The 15,596-nt window shown below is 35.0% G+C and carries 13 protein-coding genes; 4 read left to right on the forward strand and 9 right to left on the reverse strand.

What is annotated here, in order from left to right; all coding sequences use genetic code 11:
• Positions 1 to 84: 84 nt before the first annotated feature.
• Both B3P23_RS14955 and B3P23_RS14960 read right to left on the reverse strand, forming a co-directional pair.
• Positions 85 to 768 (reverse strand): potassium channel family protein, encoded by a 684-nt coding sequence (locus B3P23_RS14955; protein WP_045752975.1) that lies wholly within the window; start codon positions 766 to 768, stop codon positions 85 to 87.
• A 3-nt stretch (positions 769 to 771) separates the two neighbouring features.
• Positions 772 to 2,166 carry a TrkH family potassium uptake protein gene (locus tag B3P23_RS14960; protein ID WP_293927561.1) on the reverse strand — a complete coding sequence of 465 codons (1,395 nt, stop codon included), beginning with the start codon at positions 2,164 to 2,166 and terminating at the stop codon, positions 772 to 774.
• A gap of 199 nt (positions 2,167 to 2,365) precedes the next feature.
• On the opposite strand from B3P23_RS14960, the gene B3P23_RS14965 reads away from it, so the two are divergent.
• A complete protein-coding gene (locus tag B3P23_RS14965; RefSeq protein ID WP_293927564.1) occupies positions 2,366 to 3,661 on the forward strand; it encodes a DUF389 domain-containing protein in 1,296 nt (431 codons plus the stop codon).
• 168 nt (positions 3,662 to 3,829) lie between these two features.
• Here the strand turns inward: B3P23_RS14965 and B3P23_RS14970 are convergent, their stop codons facing one another.
• Both B3P23_RS14970 and B3P23_RS14975 read right to left on the reverse strand, forming a co-directional pair.
• Positions 3,830 to 4,099 (reverse strand): hypothetical protein, encoded by a 270-nt coding sequence (locus B3P23_RS14970; protein ID WP_045756159.1) that lies wholly within the window; start codon positions 4,097 to 4,099, stop codon positions 3,830 to 3,832.
• 86 nt (positions 4,100 to 4,185) lie between these two features.
• Entirely contained in the window at positions 4,186 to 5,508 is a 1,323-nt protein-coding gene (locus tag B3P23_RS14975) for a mechanosensitive ion channel family protein (protein ID WP_293927568.1), read from the reverse strand.
• A 317-nt stretch (positions 5,509 to 5,825) separates the two neighbouring features.
• On the opposite strand from B3P23_RS14975, the gene B3P23_RS14980 reads away from it, so the two are divergent.
• Complete coding sequence (locus tag B3P23_RS14980) at positions 5,826 to 6,665, forward strand: universal stress protein (RefSeq protein ID WP_293927571.1); 840 nt, start codon at positions 5,826 to 5,828, stop codon at positions 6,663 to 6,665.
• A gap of 53 nt (positions 6,666 to 6,718) precedes the next feature.
• Here the strand turns inward: B3P23_RS14980 and B3P23_RS14985 are convergent, their stop codons facing one another.
• The 3 genes from B3P23_RS14985 to B3P23_RS14995 form a co-directional block, all read right to left on the reverse strand.
• Positions 6,719 to 7,399: a potassium channel family protein gene (locus B3P23_RS14985; protein ID WP_293927573.1), complete on the reverse strand. Its 681-nt coding sequence runs from the start codon at positions 7,397 to 7,399 to the stop codon at positions 6,719 to 6,721.
• 40 nt (positions 7,400 to 7,439) lie between these two features.
• Positions 7,440 to 8,624: a Na+/H+ antiporter NhaA gene (nhaA, locus tag B3P23_RS14990; protein WP_094772514.1), complete on the reverse strand. Its 1,185-nt coding sequence runs from the start codon at positions 8,622 to 8,624 to the stop codon at positions 7,440 to 7,442.
• 102 nt (positions 8,625 to 8,726) lie between these two features.
• Positions 8,727 to 9,569, reverse strand: coding sequence for a helix-turn-helix domain-containing protein (locus B3P23_RS14995; RefSeq protein WP_248753266.1), 843 nt, complete (start codon positions 9,567 to 9,569; stop codon positions 8,727 to 8,729).
• A 308-nt stretch (positions 9,570 to 9,877) separates the two neighbouring features.
• Here B3P23_RS14995 and B3P23_RS15000 point away from each other — a divergent pair, with 308 nt between their 5' ends.
• Entirely contained in the window at positions 9,878 to 10,693 is an 816-nt protein-coding gene (locus tag B3P23_RS15000; RefSeq protein ID WP_281046944.1) for an undecaprenyl-diphosphate phosphatase, read from the forward strand.
• A gap of 88 nt (positions 10,694 to 10,781) precedes the next feature.
• On the opposite strand, the gene gltS is transcribed toward B3P23_RS15000, so the two are convergent.
• Positions 10,782 to 11,981: a sodium/glutamate symporter gene (gene gltS / locus B3P23_RS15005; protein ID WP_045753451.1), complete on the reverse strand. Its 1,200-nt coding sequence runs from the start codon at positions 11,979 to 11,981 to the stop codon at positions 10,782 to 10,784.
• Positions 11,982 to 12,318: 337 nt separating this feature from the next.
• Between gltS and B3P23_RS15010 the strand changes: the two genes are divergently transcribed.
• Positions 12,319 to 13,131, forward strand: a complete 813-nt coding sequence (locus tag B3P23_RS15010) for an AraC family transcriptional regulator (protein WP_293927583.1) — start codon at positions 12,319 to 12,321, stop codon at positions 13,129 to 13,131.
• Here B3P23_RS15010 and B3P23_RS15015 read toward each other — a convergent pair.
• Positions 13,128 to 15,572 (reverse strand): TonB-dependent receptor, encoded by a 2,445-nt coding sequence (locus tag B3P23_RS15015; RefSeq protein WP_293927586.1) that lies wholly within the window; start codon positions 15,570 to 15,572, stop codon positions 13,128 to 13,130. The two genes, B3P23_RS15010 and B3P23_RS15015, sit on opposite strands and share 4 nt — an antisense overlap.
• Between the last annotated feature and the right edge of the window lie 24 nt (positions 15,573 to 15,596).

The raw sequence follows: 15,596 nt of genomic DNA on the forward strand, positions 1-15,596 counted from the left end.
AAGGCTCTCTGCTTTTAGTGTATGCCACTATTTCCACATTCGTTAAAACAGTAAGGGAAGGAGTTTATTTTATTTTTGGAGCGTTTATTTTAAGAATTTCTTGAGGTCTTCGTTGTTTCCATATAACGCCAATATATCACCGTCTTGAATGATTGTTTTAGGATCTGGTATACCGTGTAAGACAGTGGAAACCATTTTATTTTCTCCGAATATATTTTTTTGTTCGGTTTTCTTAATAATGGTCAGGACCAGTATACTGAACTTTTCTCTAAATCCAATTTCCAAAATATTTCTACCTACATATTTTTTAGGCGCCACCGCTTCAATGATACTATAATTTGCATTCAGCTCAAAGGATTCGATAAGTCCGTTCAAACATAATTTTTTTGCCCATCGTTCGGCGGTTTCTTCTTCTGGATGCACAATTTCGCTAACGCCAATAGCGGTAAGAACTTTTTCATGAAGTGGATTGATCGCTCTACTAATAAGGCGTTTTACAAAATGATTTTTACATAGTGCAGTTACCATTATATTAGCCCCTTCGTTTTCCCCAATTGCCACGATTACTATATCCGTATTTTTCAGCGGGAGACTTGTAAATGCAGTTTCGTCTGTTGCATCAATACAGATGGTATTGGTGATCTTATCTTTTAGCATATTGACCTTTTCCATACGGTTGTCAACACCCATGACCTCATTGCCTTGTATTGTTAATTTCTCTGCTAGAGATGCGCCAAAACTTCCTAATCCGATTACGATAAATTTCATATATTATATAATAGTCATTTCTTCCGTTGGATAACGGTAATTTGTAAATTTAATCTTTTTGAATACTGATACCAGTATCGACAGCATGGTTACTCTTCCGATAAACATAATCGTAATGATGACCAACTTACTTGCTGTACTTAGCCCCGCTGTGATCCCCAAAGTTAGACCGACGGTACTATAAGCTGAAAAACATTCAAAAGCAATATCTAAAAGATTCAGTTTAGGATCGAAAGTTGCAATTAGAAATACGCCAATACCAATGACCAATAAAGAAAGCGTCATGGCAGCAAAAGCTCTTCTAATAGTGCTTTCTGATATTTCGCGTTGAAATACCTCAATTCTATCTCTGCCTTTTGCTAATGATATAAAGTTAAAGATTGCCAATGCAAAGGTACTTGTTTTGATACCACCTCCCGTAGAATTTGGAGAAGCTCCGATCCACATTAACAAAATGATCAATAGGGTGGAAGAAAAGTACAGCTCATGAAAATTAATGGAATTGTAGCCAGCTGTCCGTGGAGTCGTTGCGGTAAAAAGGGCCGTTACGATTTTGCCCACTCCATGATGTGCAGCTAGTACATGATCATATTCTTTAATATATAGAATTAAAGTACCAATTACGATAAGTAAAAAAGTAGTAATCAGATTCACTTTACTATTAATCGTTAGTACCCGAGGAATGTAATGATCTTGTTTTTTTGTGATCCACATGATCATTCGGTTAAGAAGATGTTTTAAGTATTTGACTACATTAATAACGATCGGAAACCCAAGACCACCAAATACGAATAATAGGATTATAATTACTTGTAGTGGATAGTTATAGAGATAAGGAGTTTCCATCATCCCCAATGGTAATGTCGAAAAGCCTGCATTGCAGAAAGATGAAATGGAGTGAAATACCGCAAAGAAAATACGGTGCTCCCATTGTGGTATCAGCGTACTATCCAATGTTGTATAAATCAATAGAGCTCCAACTCCTTCCACGATAAAGGTGATCAATAATATTCGTTTTAGCATCGTAAATACTTCTCCGACTCGCTCGGCATTCATAAAGTCTTTGGTTGCTAATTGATTTTCATAAGAAGAACCCCCTTTGAAAAAAAAACTGAAATAACTGGAAAAAGTAAGTATACCCAATCCTCCAGCCTGTATGAGCATCAAGATAATGATCTGTCCAAATAGCGTAAAATGACTGCTGGTGTCCACAACAATTAGTCCTGTAACACACACTGCGCTAGTAGATGTAAATAGGGCATCTATGAAAGAAAGATCCTTATTGAGTGAAATGGGCAGCATTAACAATATTGTTCCACCAAGGATTAACATCATAAAACTTAATATAAAAAGCTGGGTAGGGGTTAAAGTGGATCGTTTCAAATAAGAGTGCTTCATTTCAAGAATTTGGAGGAAATCAGTCACAAATCTATAAAATTATGTCCAATTATACTTTTCTTTTTTAGAATATAAAGAGTTGCTGTAAAGTGAATACTTTTATTTCTATTTACATGGTTATAAAGTTTACAGAATATGTTATATTGTATTCAAAATAATCCTTTTTATAAGGTACGTAAGGTCATAAAAAACATATATTTTGAATAAATTACAAGAGTTTTTAAATCTGCATCAAGGAGAGGATCAGAAGGATAAGGTCTTAGAGAATGTAACGGCTAATATTTCTTTTCGTGGAGCTAATTTATGGATATTGGCATGTGCTATTGTGATTGCATCAGTAGGGTTAAATGTCAATTCTACAGCGGTTATTATTGGAGCAATGTTGATATCACCGCTCATGGGACCTATAGTTGGTGCCGGTTTTGCTTTGGGAACATATGATTTTGGATTATTAAAAAAATCCTTAAAAAACTTAATCATAGCGACGCTAGTTAGTTTAATAGTGTCGTTTATATATTTTTCTCTTAGTCCTTTTAAAGAAGCTCAATCCGAGTTACTTGCGCGGACATCTCCTAATATATACGATGTATTGATTGCATTTTTTGGAGGTATGGTGGGGGTTATCGCAATCACTAGGGTAGAGAAAGGAAATCCGATACCTGGCGTAGCTATTGCGACTGCATTGATGCCACCGCTGTGTACAGCAGGTTATGGGCTGGCCATCGGCAGTCTATCTTATTTCGGAGGTGCTATGTATCTCTATATGATCAATTGCTTTTTTATCTGTATATCGACTTTTCTTATTGTCAAATTTCTAAAATACCCTAGCGTCAGTTTTTTAAATGAAGGGAAGAAAAAGCGTATTACAAGAACGATTACCTTGTTAATTTTGGTGATGATCATTCCTAGTTTTTATTTGGCATATGCTTTATTGCAACAGAAGAAGTTTACACAACAAGTCAATAGTTTTATCCAAAATGAACTTGTAGAAAAGGGATATACCTTGATTTATGAAAAAACACAGTTTAACAGTCGTCCCAAAAAAATCGAACTCGCTTTTTTGGATAAGAAATTTTCAAAATCTGAGCTAGTTGAACTCAAAAGTAAACTCGATCTATATCACATTAATAATACAGAATTGCTGATCCGTCAAGATAGTACTGATTTGAAGCGTGATATATTAGCTGAAATCAGTAGGCGTTCGGAAAATGTATCGGAAAAAGATATCGCTATTCAAAATCTTCGAAAAGAACTTGCAACTTATAAGTTTGATGATCAGGAATTAATTCAGGAAATAACAACGTTATTTCCAACGTTAACTCCTTTTTCGATCGGAAAGCAGCTAGCGGTGAATACCGTTGATAGTACCAAAATGGAAACGATATTATTTTATAATAGCAAAGAAAAACTAGATAGTAAAGAGCTCGCAAAACTTAAAAATTGGTTGAACATCAAAATTAAAGGTTCCGATATTAAGATATTGAAGGGAGTGTAGCATTGAAAGTACTCGTCCAGTATCAACTACTGGACGAGTACTGTAGAGACAATTTTTAAATCGAATGTTTAGTCACCTTTTCTAAATTTGTTATTTACATATTGGTTAAATCTATATGGCACATTTTACTTCTGTTCTAAAAAAAGACGATGCGAACTGATGCTATTGTTAATCCTGATCTTTTAGATTGCTACCTATGAAAATCTCGTTTTTTTCATGTGATGATAAGGATAGAAAACGTTGATATTGTTTGAGAAAATCACTAATAATCTCATTTTTGGTAAAATATTGAATATCATATCCCTGACGTTCATCTCCAAAATAAGTCATAGGAACATGGGTTTTCATTGTACCGATTTCTGGTGCATTTTTTTCCTCAAGTAAGAAGTCTGATATTTCTTCAAGTTGGCTACCGACCCCACATTGAAAATCAGTCATAGCATCGTGTTTTATTTCAATTTCTACAGATGAAGGACTACTTAATATAATTTTCTCACGATAAAAAAATCAATAGTTGCATTATGCTATGGTTTTAACATTGATGGAGAATGCTTCTGATTTAAATGCTTCCGAAGATCATCTGATGCAGGCAGTTCAAAAACCTCTAGATCAAAATACTTAATAGCGGCAAATAGATGATCGAAAATATCGGACATGGTATCCTCAAAAAATGACCATTGTGTTCCTTTTGTAAACATATAAAGTTCCAAGGGAAGTCCATGTTCATTGGGAGCTAATTGACGAACCAATAATGTCAACTGCTGATGAATATCTGGATTTTGCACGGCATAAGCTTTAATGTAGGCTCTGAATAATCCAATATTGGTCATCCTTCTACCATTTACAAGAACCGTGGGGTCTACTTTGTTTTGTTCGTTGTACTCTTTTATTTCTTTTTCCCTTTTTTCTATATAAGGAGCTAAAAGTCCAATTTTTTTAAGCTCTTGGATTTCTTCATTGCTGAGATAACGAATCGTCGATATTTTGATGTTGATAGATCTCTTGATCCTCCGACCGCCACTTTCTTGCATACCCCTGTAGTTTTTGAAGGAATCACTGAGTAATGTATAGGTCGGTATCGTGACGATCGTTTTATCCCAGTTTTGTACGCGGACATTGTTCAGATTTATTTGTAGGATATCGCCATCGACCCCATATTTTGGCATTTCTATCCAGTCTCCCACGCGAACCGAATCGTTTGCTGACACCTGTATGCTCGCTACGAATCCGAGTATGGTGTCTTTAAAAACCAACATCAATATAGCAGATGCAGCTCCGAGAGAGACCAGAAATGACCAAGGAGAGTTGCCTGTAACTGCAGAAACAATAAGAGTTCCAACGACAAAGATTAGGAAGATCTGCAATACTTGGAGATAACTATCAACAGGCTTATCCAAAAATGCTTTTGAAGAACGCAATATATCTCTCAAAGTTTTTAATAGCGCATTTGCTACACCGTAGATAGCAAAAATCATCAGTATTCCGAGCAGTTTGGTAATGATATCGATGAATGAAGGGAACCCAATAAAAATATAGGGTAGCAACTGTTGAGCTATTGCTATTAGTATCAAACGGCTTAAATGGATCTGTACCTTATTTTCAAGTAACTTGTCATCCCAGTTGTTTTTACTTTTTTTAATAAATCCGGTAACGATTGAATTGAAAAAAAAACGCAAAATATAATCTAAAAATAGTAAGAGTATAAAAGTTGCGATTATGAGAAAGGTAGCACTTAAGATGTGTGCATTTTTGTCGTGAACTCCTATTGATTCCACGAGATTGAATGTCCATTGATAAATTGAACTTGTTGTTTTTTCGGTAATGTTAATGATGTTTGCTTTTTCCATATTAACAAACAAATGTACGAAAAATAAATAGTAGCGTTTTAAAACTCCTATTGATCATTCTAAATTTTTTAAATAAGTGTTTAATATTCAGTATTTTGCATCTGTTTTTCTCTTTTCAAAATTACTTTTGAATCTTTAATTATGGAAAAGCAAACTATAGACTACAATGGAAAAATGCGATGTAAAAAAGGTTTTCTAATTCCATTTGCTGGGACAAATGTGTGAGCTAAGTTTTCATTTTTTTAAACAATACGAGGGTACGATTGTTTAAAAAATGATAACACATCTTTAATGAACCGATTATAGATTTCAAGAACATGGAAACAATTGTTTTTTTAACTGACTTTTCTGTTACTGCTCGACATGCCTTCAATCAGTTATTGACTATCGCTAAACGGACAGAAATTAAAAATGTCATTATATACCACTCGCTTGCGTATTATAATAGCAGTTTTTATGGTAGTGGAGACTTCATGCTGCCGCCTCCTTTAATAGATGATGTTGAAATAGATGAAGTAAGGGGACAATTGCGTCATTTAAAGCGGGAGCTATTAAATGTCTCTCCACTAACAGATGTGAGCGCACATTACGACTTACTGACCGTGATGGATGGAGTCTTTCGAATTTCTGAAAATGACAAAATTGATCTGATAGTGGTTGGTTTGCGTGGAAGTGGCGATGGGGGGAAAAATAGTGTAGGATCGACAACCATTGATCTCATCGAATCACATGCCTTTAATCTATTGCTGGTTCCAGAAATGAATCCGGCACATCTTTATAAAAAAGCACTTTTAGCTGTAGATTTATCACATTTGCATGAAAGGCTACCTGTAAAAACGATATTTCAGATGCAGGAGCTCTTGAGTTTAGAATGGCATGTCGTCAATGTTAGTGTCCTAGGTCAGCAGTCTGCTGCTCAACTTATAGAAGAGCAGTCATTTTTACATTCAAGTTTAGACAGTCTTGAGCCTATTTATTCCTATCTGGAAGGAGAGGATATCGTTTCGAAAATTAACACCTATGTAGAAGATCATCACATAGACCTCTTAGTTACAGCACCTCGGAAATTAGGCTTTTTAGCCACTTTATTTCGTAAAAGTGCTTCTAAAAAGTTGGCTGTTCACACCCGAGTGCCCATATTGATGTTGGTTCCTTAGAGACAGTATTAAATGCTGCCGCTTTGGATACGAGAGCGACCCTATAAGGTATATTATACCTGATTTGATTTGCCATTATTAGAGACTAATCTCGCTATGACTACTGCTGGGTATAATATTCCAATTACGGACAACATCACTGATAGCATTCGGGCCGACATTCCGTCCGGATAGATATCGCCATATCCTACTGTTGTAAGGGAAACTAAACTGTAGTAAATATATACGGAATAATCCATGTCATTGTTTGCTAACAGCACATTTCCGGTAATCGATTTTCCTGTGTGTATGTTTAAAATTTCAAAAGCAAAAGCTCCCATCAAAGCAAATAACAAATACACATTTATAGCACCGATGATTCGGTACTTATTCGTATTGGTGTCCCTGAAAAGTAATCGAATATTAATAAGTATAAATTGACTCATATTGATAAGCCCTGCCAGTCGTTCGATCAGGTAGTATTCTTTTGGTGTATCGTCAAATCTGATCAGCTGTAGGATTAAATGAGCAAAAAACAAGAGTGATGATAGATAAATACTCCACCTTTCTTTACTGGAAAAAATTCCAATAAAATACAATACCAAAAATAAAACATTTAGTATGATGATATTTGCAAAACCTTGTTCCAGTAGAATAGGCATGACAAATACCATAAACATCAACATAACCACCAAGGTTACGAAACTAGCATCAGAAAGCCAGTAGTTCTTTATTTTATGAAGTGTATGTTTCAAAATTATTTTTTAAAAAGTATCGTCTCAGTCAGATCTTTTATTAAAGCTGTTCAGTTGATCTTTTATTACCGAAACTTTTCAATAAAAAATATCCAATTAATCCAGCTAAAACTGAAGAAATCAGAATAGATAACTTCGCTTCATTAACATACAAAGGATTTTCATAAGATAATATGGAAATAAAGATAGACATTGTAAAACCAATACCGGCTAATAATCCAATTCCTATTATATGTTTTAAATTACTACCTTCCGGTAGGCTGCTAATTTTTAATTTAGAGCAGATGAAGGCCATCAAAAATATCCCTAAAGGTTTTCCTAGTAAAAGTCCAAGGCTGATACCGAGACCCAACGGAGCTATTAAGCCATGAATCATTTCGCTTTCAATGGTAATATTGGTGTTTGCAAAGGCAAATATGGGAATAATTAAAAAATTGACAGGTTTTACCAGAGCATGCTCTAATCGCTCTAATGGTGATTCGATTGCCGTATCGTTAGTTGGTATCGTCATGGCAACCAATACGCCCGCAACAGTAGCGTGAATACCTGAATGGTGTATGAAATACCAAATAAATACACCGGGAATAAGGTACAAGTAGGGATTTAAGATATTTAATCTATTCATAATGACTAGAATAGTAAGACCAATTCCGGCATATATCAGATAAGTAATTTCAATACCAGATGAGTAAAATAATGCAATTACTAAAATTGCGATCAAATCGTCCACAATCGCCAGAGCGGCTAAGAAGATTTTTAAGCTTGCTGGTATTTTGTTTCCAAGAAGCGTTATAACAGCCAAAGCAAATGCAATATCTGTAGCCATCGGAATGCCCCAACCAGAAGCAGTGTCTTTTCCTGCGTTTATACTCAAATAAATCAGCGCAGGAATAACTGCTCCACCTATTGCGCAGAGGATAGGTAATGAAGCCTTCTTAGGAGAGGACAATTCGCCTTCTACAATCTCTCTTTTAATTTCTAAGCCTACCAGCAAGAAGAAGATTGCCATTAAACCATCATTAATCCAAAGGAGCACGCTATATTTTAAATGGACAGCAGTTGATTCATATCCCAATTCCCAATCTAAAAGCGCCTGAAGAGATGATCCGAGTGATGTGTTTGCAATGATTAATGAAATAATGACACAGATAAATAATAGTATTCCGCCAGCATTACTAGATTTGAAAAAATCTTTAAAAACATTTAGATTAATTCCTTTTTCCATAATTTCAATTGTAAAAGTTCAGTACAAAAATACAAATCATTGGAACCTCCAACTAGTAAAAAAGAGACATAAATACACCCTAGCGATTCTTAATTTAGTGAATCAGTTCCAGGAATAGTGTTTCGGAGAAACACCTAAATATTGTTTGAAATCTTTAAAAAAATGATTGTAATCGTAATAGCCTCCCTCAAAAGGTGCCATATTTAATGGAGTAGGCATTTCTCTTTCATACATTTCATAGGTGTATATGAAGCGTTGAAGTGAAATATACTTCTTTGGTGTAATGCCGAGATATCGAAGGAAATTTCTTTGTAACCATTTTTGATTTACATTTTCACCTAATAACATCACCAGTTGAGAAACCGTTAGATTGCCTTTATATGTGTCTATAACCGTTATTGAAGATTTCAGAATAGGAGGTAAAAAATCATTTATTTTTAATTGTTCAAGCGCGCTATTCCAGACGTGAAGTTTATCTTCTATATTATTCTTGGTATACATCTCTTTAATGATAGAAGACCATTTCGTATCGACGACATCTTCAAAACTGCATACGGTATTATTTGTTAGCGCAGTGCTATTGATATTAAAGATGGAATAAAATGAGGCCGGATTAAAACGAATGACTATAATATATGCTAAACCATCTGGTATTTCCCACTGCATATCTTTAATTATTCCGCAACATAACCAAACGGATTTTAATTTGATCAGGTCACCCTTTTTTCTTAATATAGTTTCATTCGACAAGCTAGGCATAAAAATAAGCGAAGGAATACCATCATTGAACAGGGGCTGGTTTTTTTCTAGATCTTTACATGGAAATACATAAGTTCCTAATATGTATTTATTAGAGCAATTTTTAGAAAGTAAGCTGTCGTTTAAAGAATGTTGTCTTTGACTAAGCTCATTTTTTTTGATTCGATTTAATAATTTTATTGGCATATTTATACGTTTCAATCTATTGTTAGATTACTTTGACAAGGTGGGGTATTTAATACTTATTTTATAGCAATAATCATACCCATAAGGGAATATCTAATGTATATTTTAACAAGGTTTGTTCTACTAAAATGATCAGTAATAAGAGTATTATACATTAATTTTTGTTCGCTTAATACAATCTGTTATTCAGTGTATTAATCTTTAGCATGTTTCTTGAAATTGGACCAGACCAACTTAGATAAATCGATATTTATGATACTTGAAAAAATATGGTTACATTGGAACCTTAATTTAAAAAGAATTACATAATGAGTGAATCGATCAAAGCTATTATTGTTGGAATTGTACAAGGATTAACTGAATTTTTACCCGTTTCATCTTCTGGGCATATCGTTATTGCTCAACAGTTACTAGGTCTTCAATTCGATCCTGAGGAAAATTTATTGTTTGCTATTGTTTTACATTTAGCTACAGCTTTGAGTACTATTGTAATTTTTAGGAAGGACATTTTGAAAATAATCAAAGGAATATTTCAGTTTAAATGGAATGAGGAAACAAAATATTCTTGGTATATCGTACTTTCAATGATTCCTGCCACGTTTGTAGGTTTTTTTCTAAAAGATACGCTAGAAGAACTCTTCTCCAATTTATTAATTGTGGGCATGATGCTTTTAGTTACGAGTTGTCTCCTATATTTTGCAAATAGAGCTAAAAATACGAGTAAGTCGATAGGTACTAAAGAGGCTATCATCATAGGACTTGCTCAATCGTGTGCTGCATTACTTCCTGGTTTATCTAGGTCTGGCTCTACTATTTCAACATCCATCTTATTGGGAGTTGATAAATCTGCAGCCGCACGTTTTTCTTTCCTCATGGTTTTGCCCTTGATACTTGGAGCTTCAGCCAAGATGGTATTAGATTTAAATATTGAATATCAATCTTTAGCATCTTTAACGATTAAACCATTTTCCTTGTTATTTGGATTTATTGCTGCATTTGTTTCCGGGTTGATTGCATGTACATGGATGATTAATATTGTGAAAAAAGCTAAACTGACCTATTTTGCTATTTATTGCTTTACAGTAGGAATTACAGTCATTACCTATGCGTTTTTTTATTCTTAATATTTAGCTACTTAAGTCAATAATTGGGCGTTAGAGCCAAATTATTGACTTCATGTATTGCGTATAGAAGTAAACTATGTATACTACCCTATGATATATAACTTACAAATAGTTTTATAAATAAGTTGTTTAATATATCAACAAAGAAAGCGCCTACCATAGGAACAATTAGAAATGCTTTATGTGATGGACCATATTTATCTGTTATTGATTGCATATTCGCTACAGCGGTTGGCGTAGCCCCTAATCCAAATCCACAATGTCCCGCACTTAATACTATTGCATCATAATCACTTCCCATCACTTTAAAAGTAATAAACATCGCAAAGAAGACCAACAAAACAGTTTGTAGTACTAAAATGATCAGTACTTGCGAAGCTAATCCCTGTAACTGCCATAATTGTAGAGACATCAGCGCAATGGTTAAGAAAAGGTATAAGCCTGTATTTCCAAGTACATCCACAGCATGATCATTGACTACATATGTTGATGTTCTATTAATGGTATTCCGAATGACAACCCCAACAAACAAGCACCAAACAAAATTAGGTAGTTCAATCCAAGAGCCTTTTCCATATTCATAGAGAATTTGACCCAATGTCAAGCAAATGGCAAACATGGTTAATGTTTCAATCATATTCCGCACATTGATTCTTCTTTTTGAAGCTGGACTTTCAAACATTTCTATAGGAAGTTCCTTTTCTTGAACTTCATTTGTAGGATTTATATTTTTCTTCTTTAATAGCACTTTTGCAACAGGTCCACCTATGAGTCCTCCCATCACCAATCCATAGGTTGCACAGGCCATAGCAAGCTCCATTGCTCCACTTATATGGAAAGTATCCGTTAGATTTTGTGCCCATGCTGCGCCTGTTCCATGACCTCCAGTTAGCGTTATTGAACCAGCGATCAGTCCATAGCTCGGGTTTATACCTAGCATTGAAGCTATAGATATCCCAAAAATATTTTGAACAACTATAAAAGCCCCTGTCAGAACCACAAATATTAATAACGGTTTTCCACCTTTTTTTAGTTTCTCAAATTCGGCACTTAAACCAATCGAAGTAAAGAAAAACAGCATCATGGTTGTTTGAAGTGAGGATTCAAATGAAAAGCTAAGATCCATAGTTACATGTAAGATGTAGAGAATAATAGCAACAAAAAATCCTCCAACAACTGGTTCAGGAATATTATAGTTTCTGAAAAAACTTACCTTCTTAACGATAAAAAATCCTAAAAGCAATACTAAGCATGCACAAGCTAATGTTTCAAACAATCCAAAGACCATAAATGTATTTTAAGTGAGTATTTTATATATAATAGAGCTTAAAGGTAGAGATATAAAATAGGAACTCCTATTTTGCACTTGTTGTTTTTAATGGTTCTGATTCCCATTAAATTTTCATAGTAGTATTTAGGAAGTTATGATCATCACAAATATGGATTATATTGAGCCTTTCTAAATACTTTAAAATTTGGTTGATTTGAAATAGATTTACTAGAAGATTTCTATACTGTTTCTGATAGCGGTTCATTGATTTTGGATTACGGTGTCATTACGTGACATGATTAAGTGGATTGTAATTGTGCTATTTTACAATATTGTTTACTATAATTGCAGAACGATGAAGGATAGAAAAAAGATCGAGATAAAAGATAAATTGGAAGTTCAACGGTTAATAAAAGTTGTCGATTTTGACTTTTCCAAAAATATAACCAGACCGCACAAGCATAATGGATACCTGGAACTGGTCTTTCTATCGTCGACATCAGGTAAACATGTCGTAGATGGTCGAGAATCCATTATAGAGACACCATGCTTACTCATCATTCAGAAGGATAACGTACATCATTGGGAGTTGGTCAATCCAGTAAAGGGTTTTGTACTCTTGGTAAAAGATACTTTTGTGAGCCAAAGTTTGGATCTTGAAATCAATAGATTGGTCAATACTATTGGTCGATATGATACGATATACTTTGATAAACCTGATATTTTTGAAAATCTCTTAAGAATTTTAGCTGTGGAGGATAATAAAATTTGCCAAGAAGGCTTGTTTAAAGCTTTCTTGGCAAAAGTATTAGAATATAAAGCCAGTTCAAAACAGGCCAAATCTACGCAGCAAAATCTTTATGACCGATTCTGTGACTTACTCAACAAGGAGATCAGAGTGGTAAACCACGTCGCTTACTACGCTTCTCAGTTGAATACGAGCCCACAAAACCTCAGTGCTAACTGTAAGACCAATGCTGATCTAACGGCTTCGCAGGTATTAGCAGGATATATCATCAAGGAAGCCAAAAGACTGTTGTTCTACACGGCAAATTCGATATCAGAGGTAGCATTTGACTTAGGTTTTTCTGATAAATCAAATTTTTCTAAGTACTTTAAGCGTTATGCAGGTATGACTCCTTCTGAATTCAAAAAACAAGAAAACTAGAATTCTTTTTCTCCAAATTCGCTTTTCGGAAGTTTAAATAACTTATTCAGTTTATGCATATTGAAGCTTAGATTAAGCAAAACTATATTTTTTTCATAAATGTAGTTTGTCGTGGTATAGAAGTCATGGGAGTAGGTGGTAATCCGTTGTTCGTTTACACCCCAGTCACCGAGTTCAATAAATTGCCATTGCAATTGAGCCGTGAGTGCTCCCTTCCAAAAAGCTTTACTTAAATTAAAGTTCGGTACGATAAATCGGGAATCCATACCCTGTACCGTGGGTTTTTCTGATAAATAATTGATCTGCAGTCCTGTACTCCAGTTTTTTAAGAAATCAGCTTGAATGCCGGCATTAATGGAATATACCCAGTCCTGATTTGTTCTGGTATCTTGATCATTTAATACCTGTCCAGAAATTTTGTAGTGATATACATTAAGTCCGCCATTTAGTTTCAGCCAAGAGATCAATCGAATTTCGCCACCGATCTCTGCACCATATCGAGAGGCATAATCGGCATTGGTAAAAACACGGTGGAGAATGGTATCTGCATATACGGAATTTACTCTTTGGATCGGATTTTTAGTGTTTTGGTAATAACCGTTCAAAAAAACACTTCCTGTTTTTAGTTTTTTGATCAGTCCAGTTTCAGTATTTACAGTGAACTCCGGTAATAATTCCGGATCGCCTTGTTCTAGAGTTTCGGAATGTTCCCGTTCTGGAATAGGATTCAGTTCAAAGTTATTGTTACGTTGCACCCGTCTGGATGCTGCTACTTTCCATGACCAACCGGATCCCAAATCGTGCATTAAATTAAAGGTTGGGTATAATTGATGGATAGCATATGGATATTTCTGATTGTTATGCAGTAAATATAAATCGCGTTGGTAATATTCGTACCGCAGACCTAGGGATAACTGGGTTGCTGAAAATTGCTGATTATACTGTGTGAAAATAGCATGTACACGGTTGGTCGCGGTTAGTTTACCGGTAAATTCTGGAACTAATTGTTGGTTGCTGCTACCATTTTGAGAAGCGTAATAGTCGAAACTCCCTTTTTGGTTATCGTTTCTTAGCTGGTAACCGGTCGATAATTCCTGATGATCAGATTTCCAGGTGTGCTGTAGGGAAAGTCTTAATCCATGAAGTGGATTTTTATACTTATTGTGGATCCACTGTACTGTATCTACATCACGTTCGATATTTCCATTTTTGGTTGAGCCATAAATATGAGCATATTCGTAGATAACACCCATTTGAAGGGAATTAGCGGTGTTGATTTTATATTCATAATTAAAATCAAACATGTAAAATTCTCCTTGTTTATTCTGGAGATTAGAATTGAAATAGTCTGTTCGTGCTATTTCCTCTCCGGTAGATGGACGGATGGTCCTGTTATTATAGTAAATATCGGCAAGTCGATCTTGAAATTTTCGGGAAGCTAGTATACCTAAGCTCACAGCATGTTTGTCGGATAGATCATAAGTACCATTCAACCTAATGCCAAAGTTGTATTTATCAAAACTTCTTTCACCTTTTGAAGGGAAAAAGGTCTGACGGTCTCCAATGACTGTATTGACATCACCTTCCCGAAATCCAGCATTGTCATTTCTGAGATAATTTGCAGCAGCATTTAATGCTAATTTTTTCTTATTGTATTGGAAACCAATGTCGCCTCCAAAACGCTTTTGCGGTTCACGATTATTATAGTCATCTATACTCGGTAAACCGGCTTGAAGATTGACTAACCAGGAAAATCCAGCGACAGTAGATTTTTTTGTTTTTAGATTGATGATGCCACCTTTGCCATCCGGATCAAACTGGGCGGTGGGACTGGTGATATATTCTACTTCGGTGACATCGTTGGCCGCTATTTGATTTAAGATAGTTGCAGGATCCAGGAAAGAGGGTTTCCCATTTATTAATACAATGACACCCGTATTACCACGCATACTGATATGGCCACTCGCATCAACCGATGCAGAAGGTAAATTTTTTACAATATCCAATGCAGTGCCACCAGTGGCATTTTTGTATTGACTTGCCATATACGCCTGTCTATCACTACTGTGTTTTTGTGTTGCTGTATTAGCAATAATGGTTACTTCTTGAAGATTTTGTCCAGCTGCAGCCAGTAATAGAGTTCCAATATGGATTTTCTTTTGGTCCTTGATTTCAATAGACCGGTGTATTTGTTTGTAACCGATGAATTTGACATTGATTTTGTATTTTCCCTTCTTGATATTGGAAAATCGAAAAGCTCCAAGTGAATCTGTCATCATTCCATCGATTACTTTGTTGTCGACATCGAGTAGACCGATACTGGCATAAGGTATTGGACTGTTTGACAAGGAGTCTTTAACCTGACCGGAAAGCTTTATGCTCTGGGCAATTCCAAATTGAACTGTTAATAGAAAGTAAAGTGCAATTAAATATCTAATCATCTGGCTTAAGTTTGCCCAAAAGTA

Source organism: Sphingobacterium sp. UBA6320 (genome assembly GCF_002440335.1).
Lineage (GTDB): Bacteria > Bacteroidota > Bacteroidia > Sphingobacteriales > Sphingobacteriaceae > Sphingobacterium.

Bases quoted from the DNA above. Each gene is read 5' to 3' on its own strand.
- B3P23_RS14960 (WP_293927561.1), bottom strand. From the start codon at position 2,166: ATGAAGCACTCTTATTTGAAACGATCCACTTTAACCCCTACCCAGCTT.
- gltS (WP_045753451.1), bottom strand. From the start codon at position 11,981: ATGGTCTTTGGATTGTTTGAAACATTAGCTTGTGCATGCTTAGTATTG.
- B3P23_RS14980 (WP_293927571.1), top strand. From the start codon at position 5,826: ATGGAAACAATTGTTTTTTTAACTGACTTTTCTGTTACTGCTCGACAT.
- nhaA (WP_094772514.1), bottom strand. From the start codon at position 8,624: ATGGAAAAAGGAATTAATCTAAATGTTTTTAAAGATTTTTTCAAATCT.
- B3P23_RS14995 (WP_248753266.1), bottom strand. From the start codon at position 9,569: ATGCCAATAAAATTATTAAATCGAATCAAAAAAAATGAGCTTAGTCAA.
- B3P23_RS14970 (WP_045756159.1), bottom strand. From the start codon at position 4,099: ATGACTGATTTTCAATGTGGGGTCGGTAGCCAACTTGAAGAAATATCA.
- B3P23_RS14955 (WP_045752975.1), bottom strand. From the start codon at position 768: ATGAAATTTATCGTAATCGGATTAGGAAGTTTTGGCGCATCTCTAGCA.
- B3P23_RS15000 (WP_281046944.1), top strand. From the start codon at position 9,878: ATGAGTGAATCGATCAAAGCTATTATTGTTGGAATTGTACAAGGATTA.
- B3P23_RS15015 (WP_293927586.1), bottom strand. From the start codon at position 15,572: ATGATTAGATATTTAATTGCACTTTACTTTCTATTAACAGTTCAATTT.
- B3P23_RS15010 (WP_293927583.1), top strand. From the start codon at position 12,319: ATGAAGGATAGAAAAAAGATCGAGATAAAAGATAAATTGGAAGTTCAA.
- B3P23_RS14975 (WP_293927568.1), bottom strand. From the start codon at position 5,508: ATGGAAAAAGCAAACATCATTAACATTACCGAAAAAACAACAAGTTCA.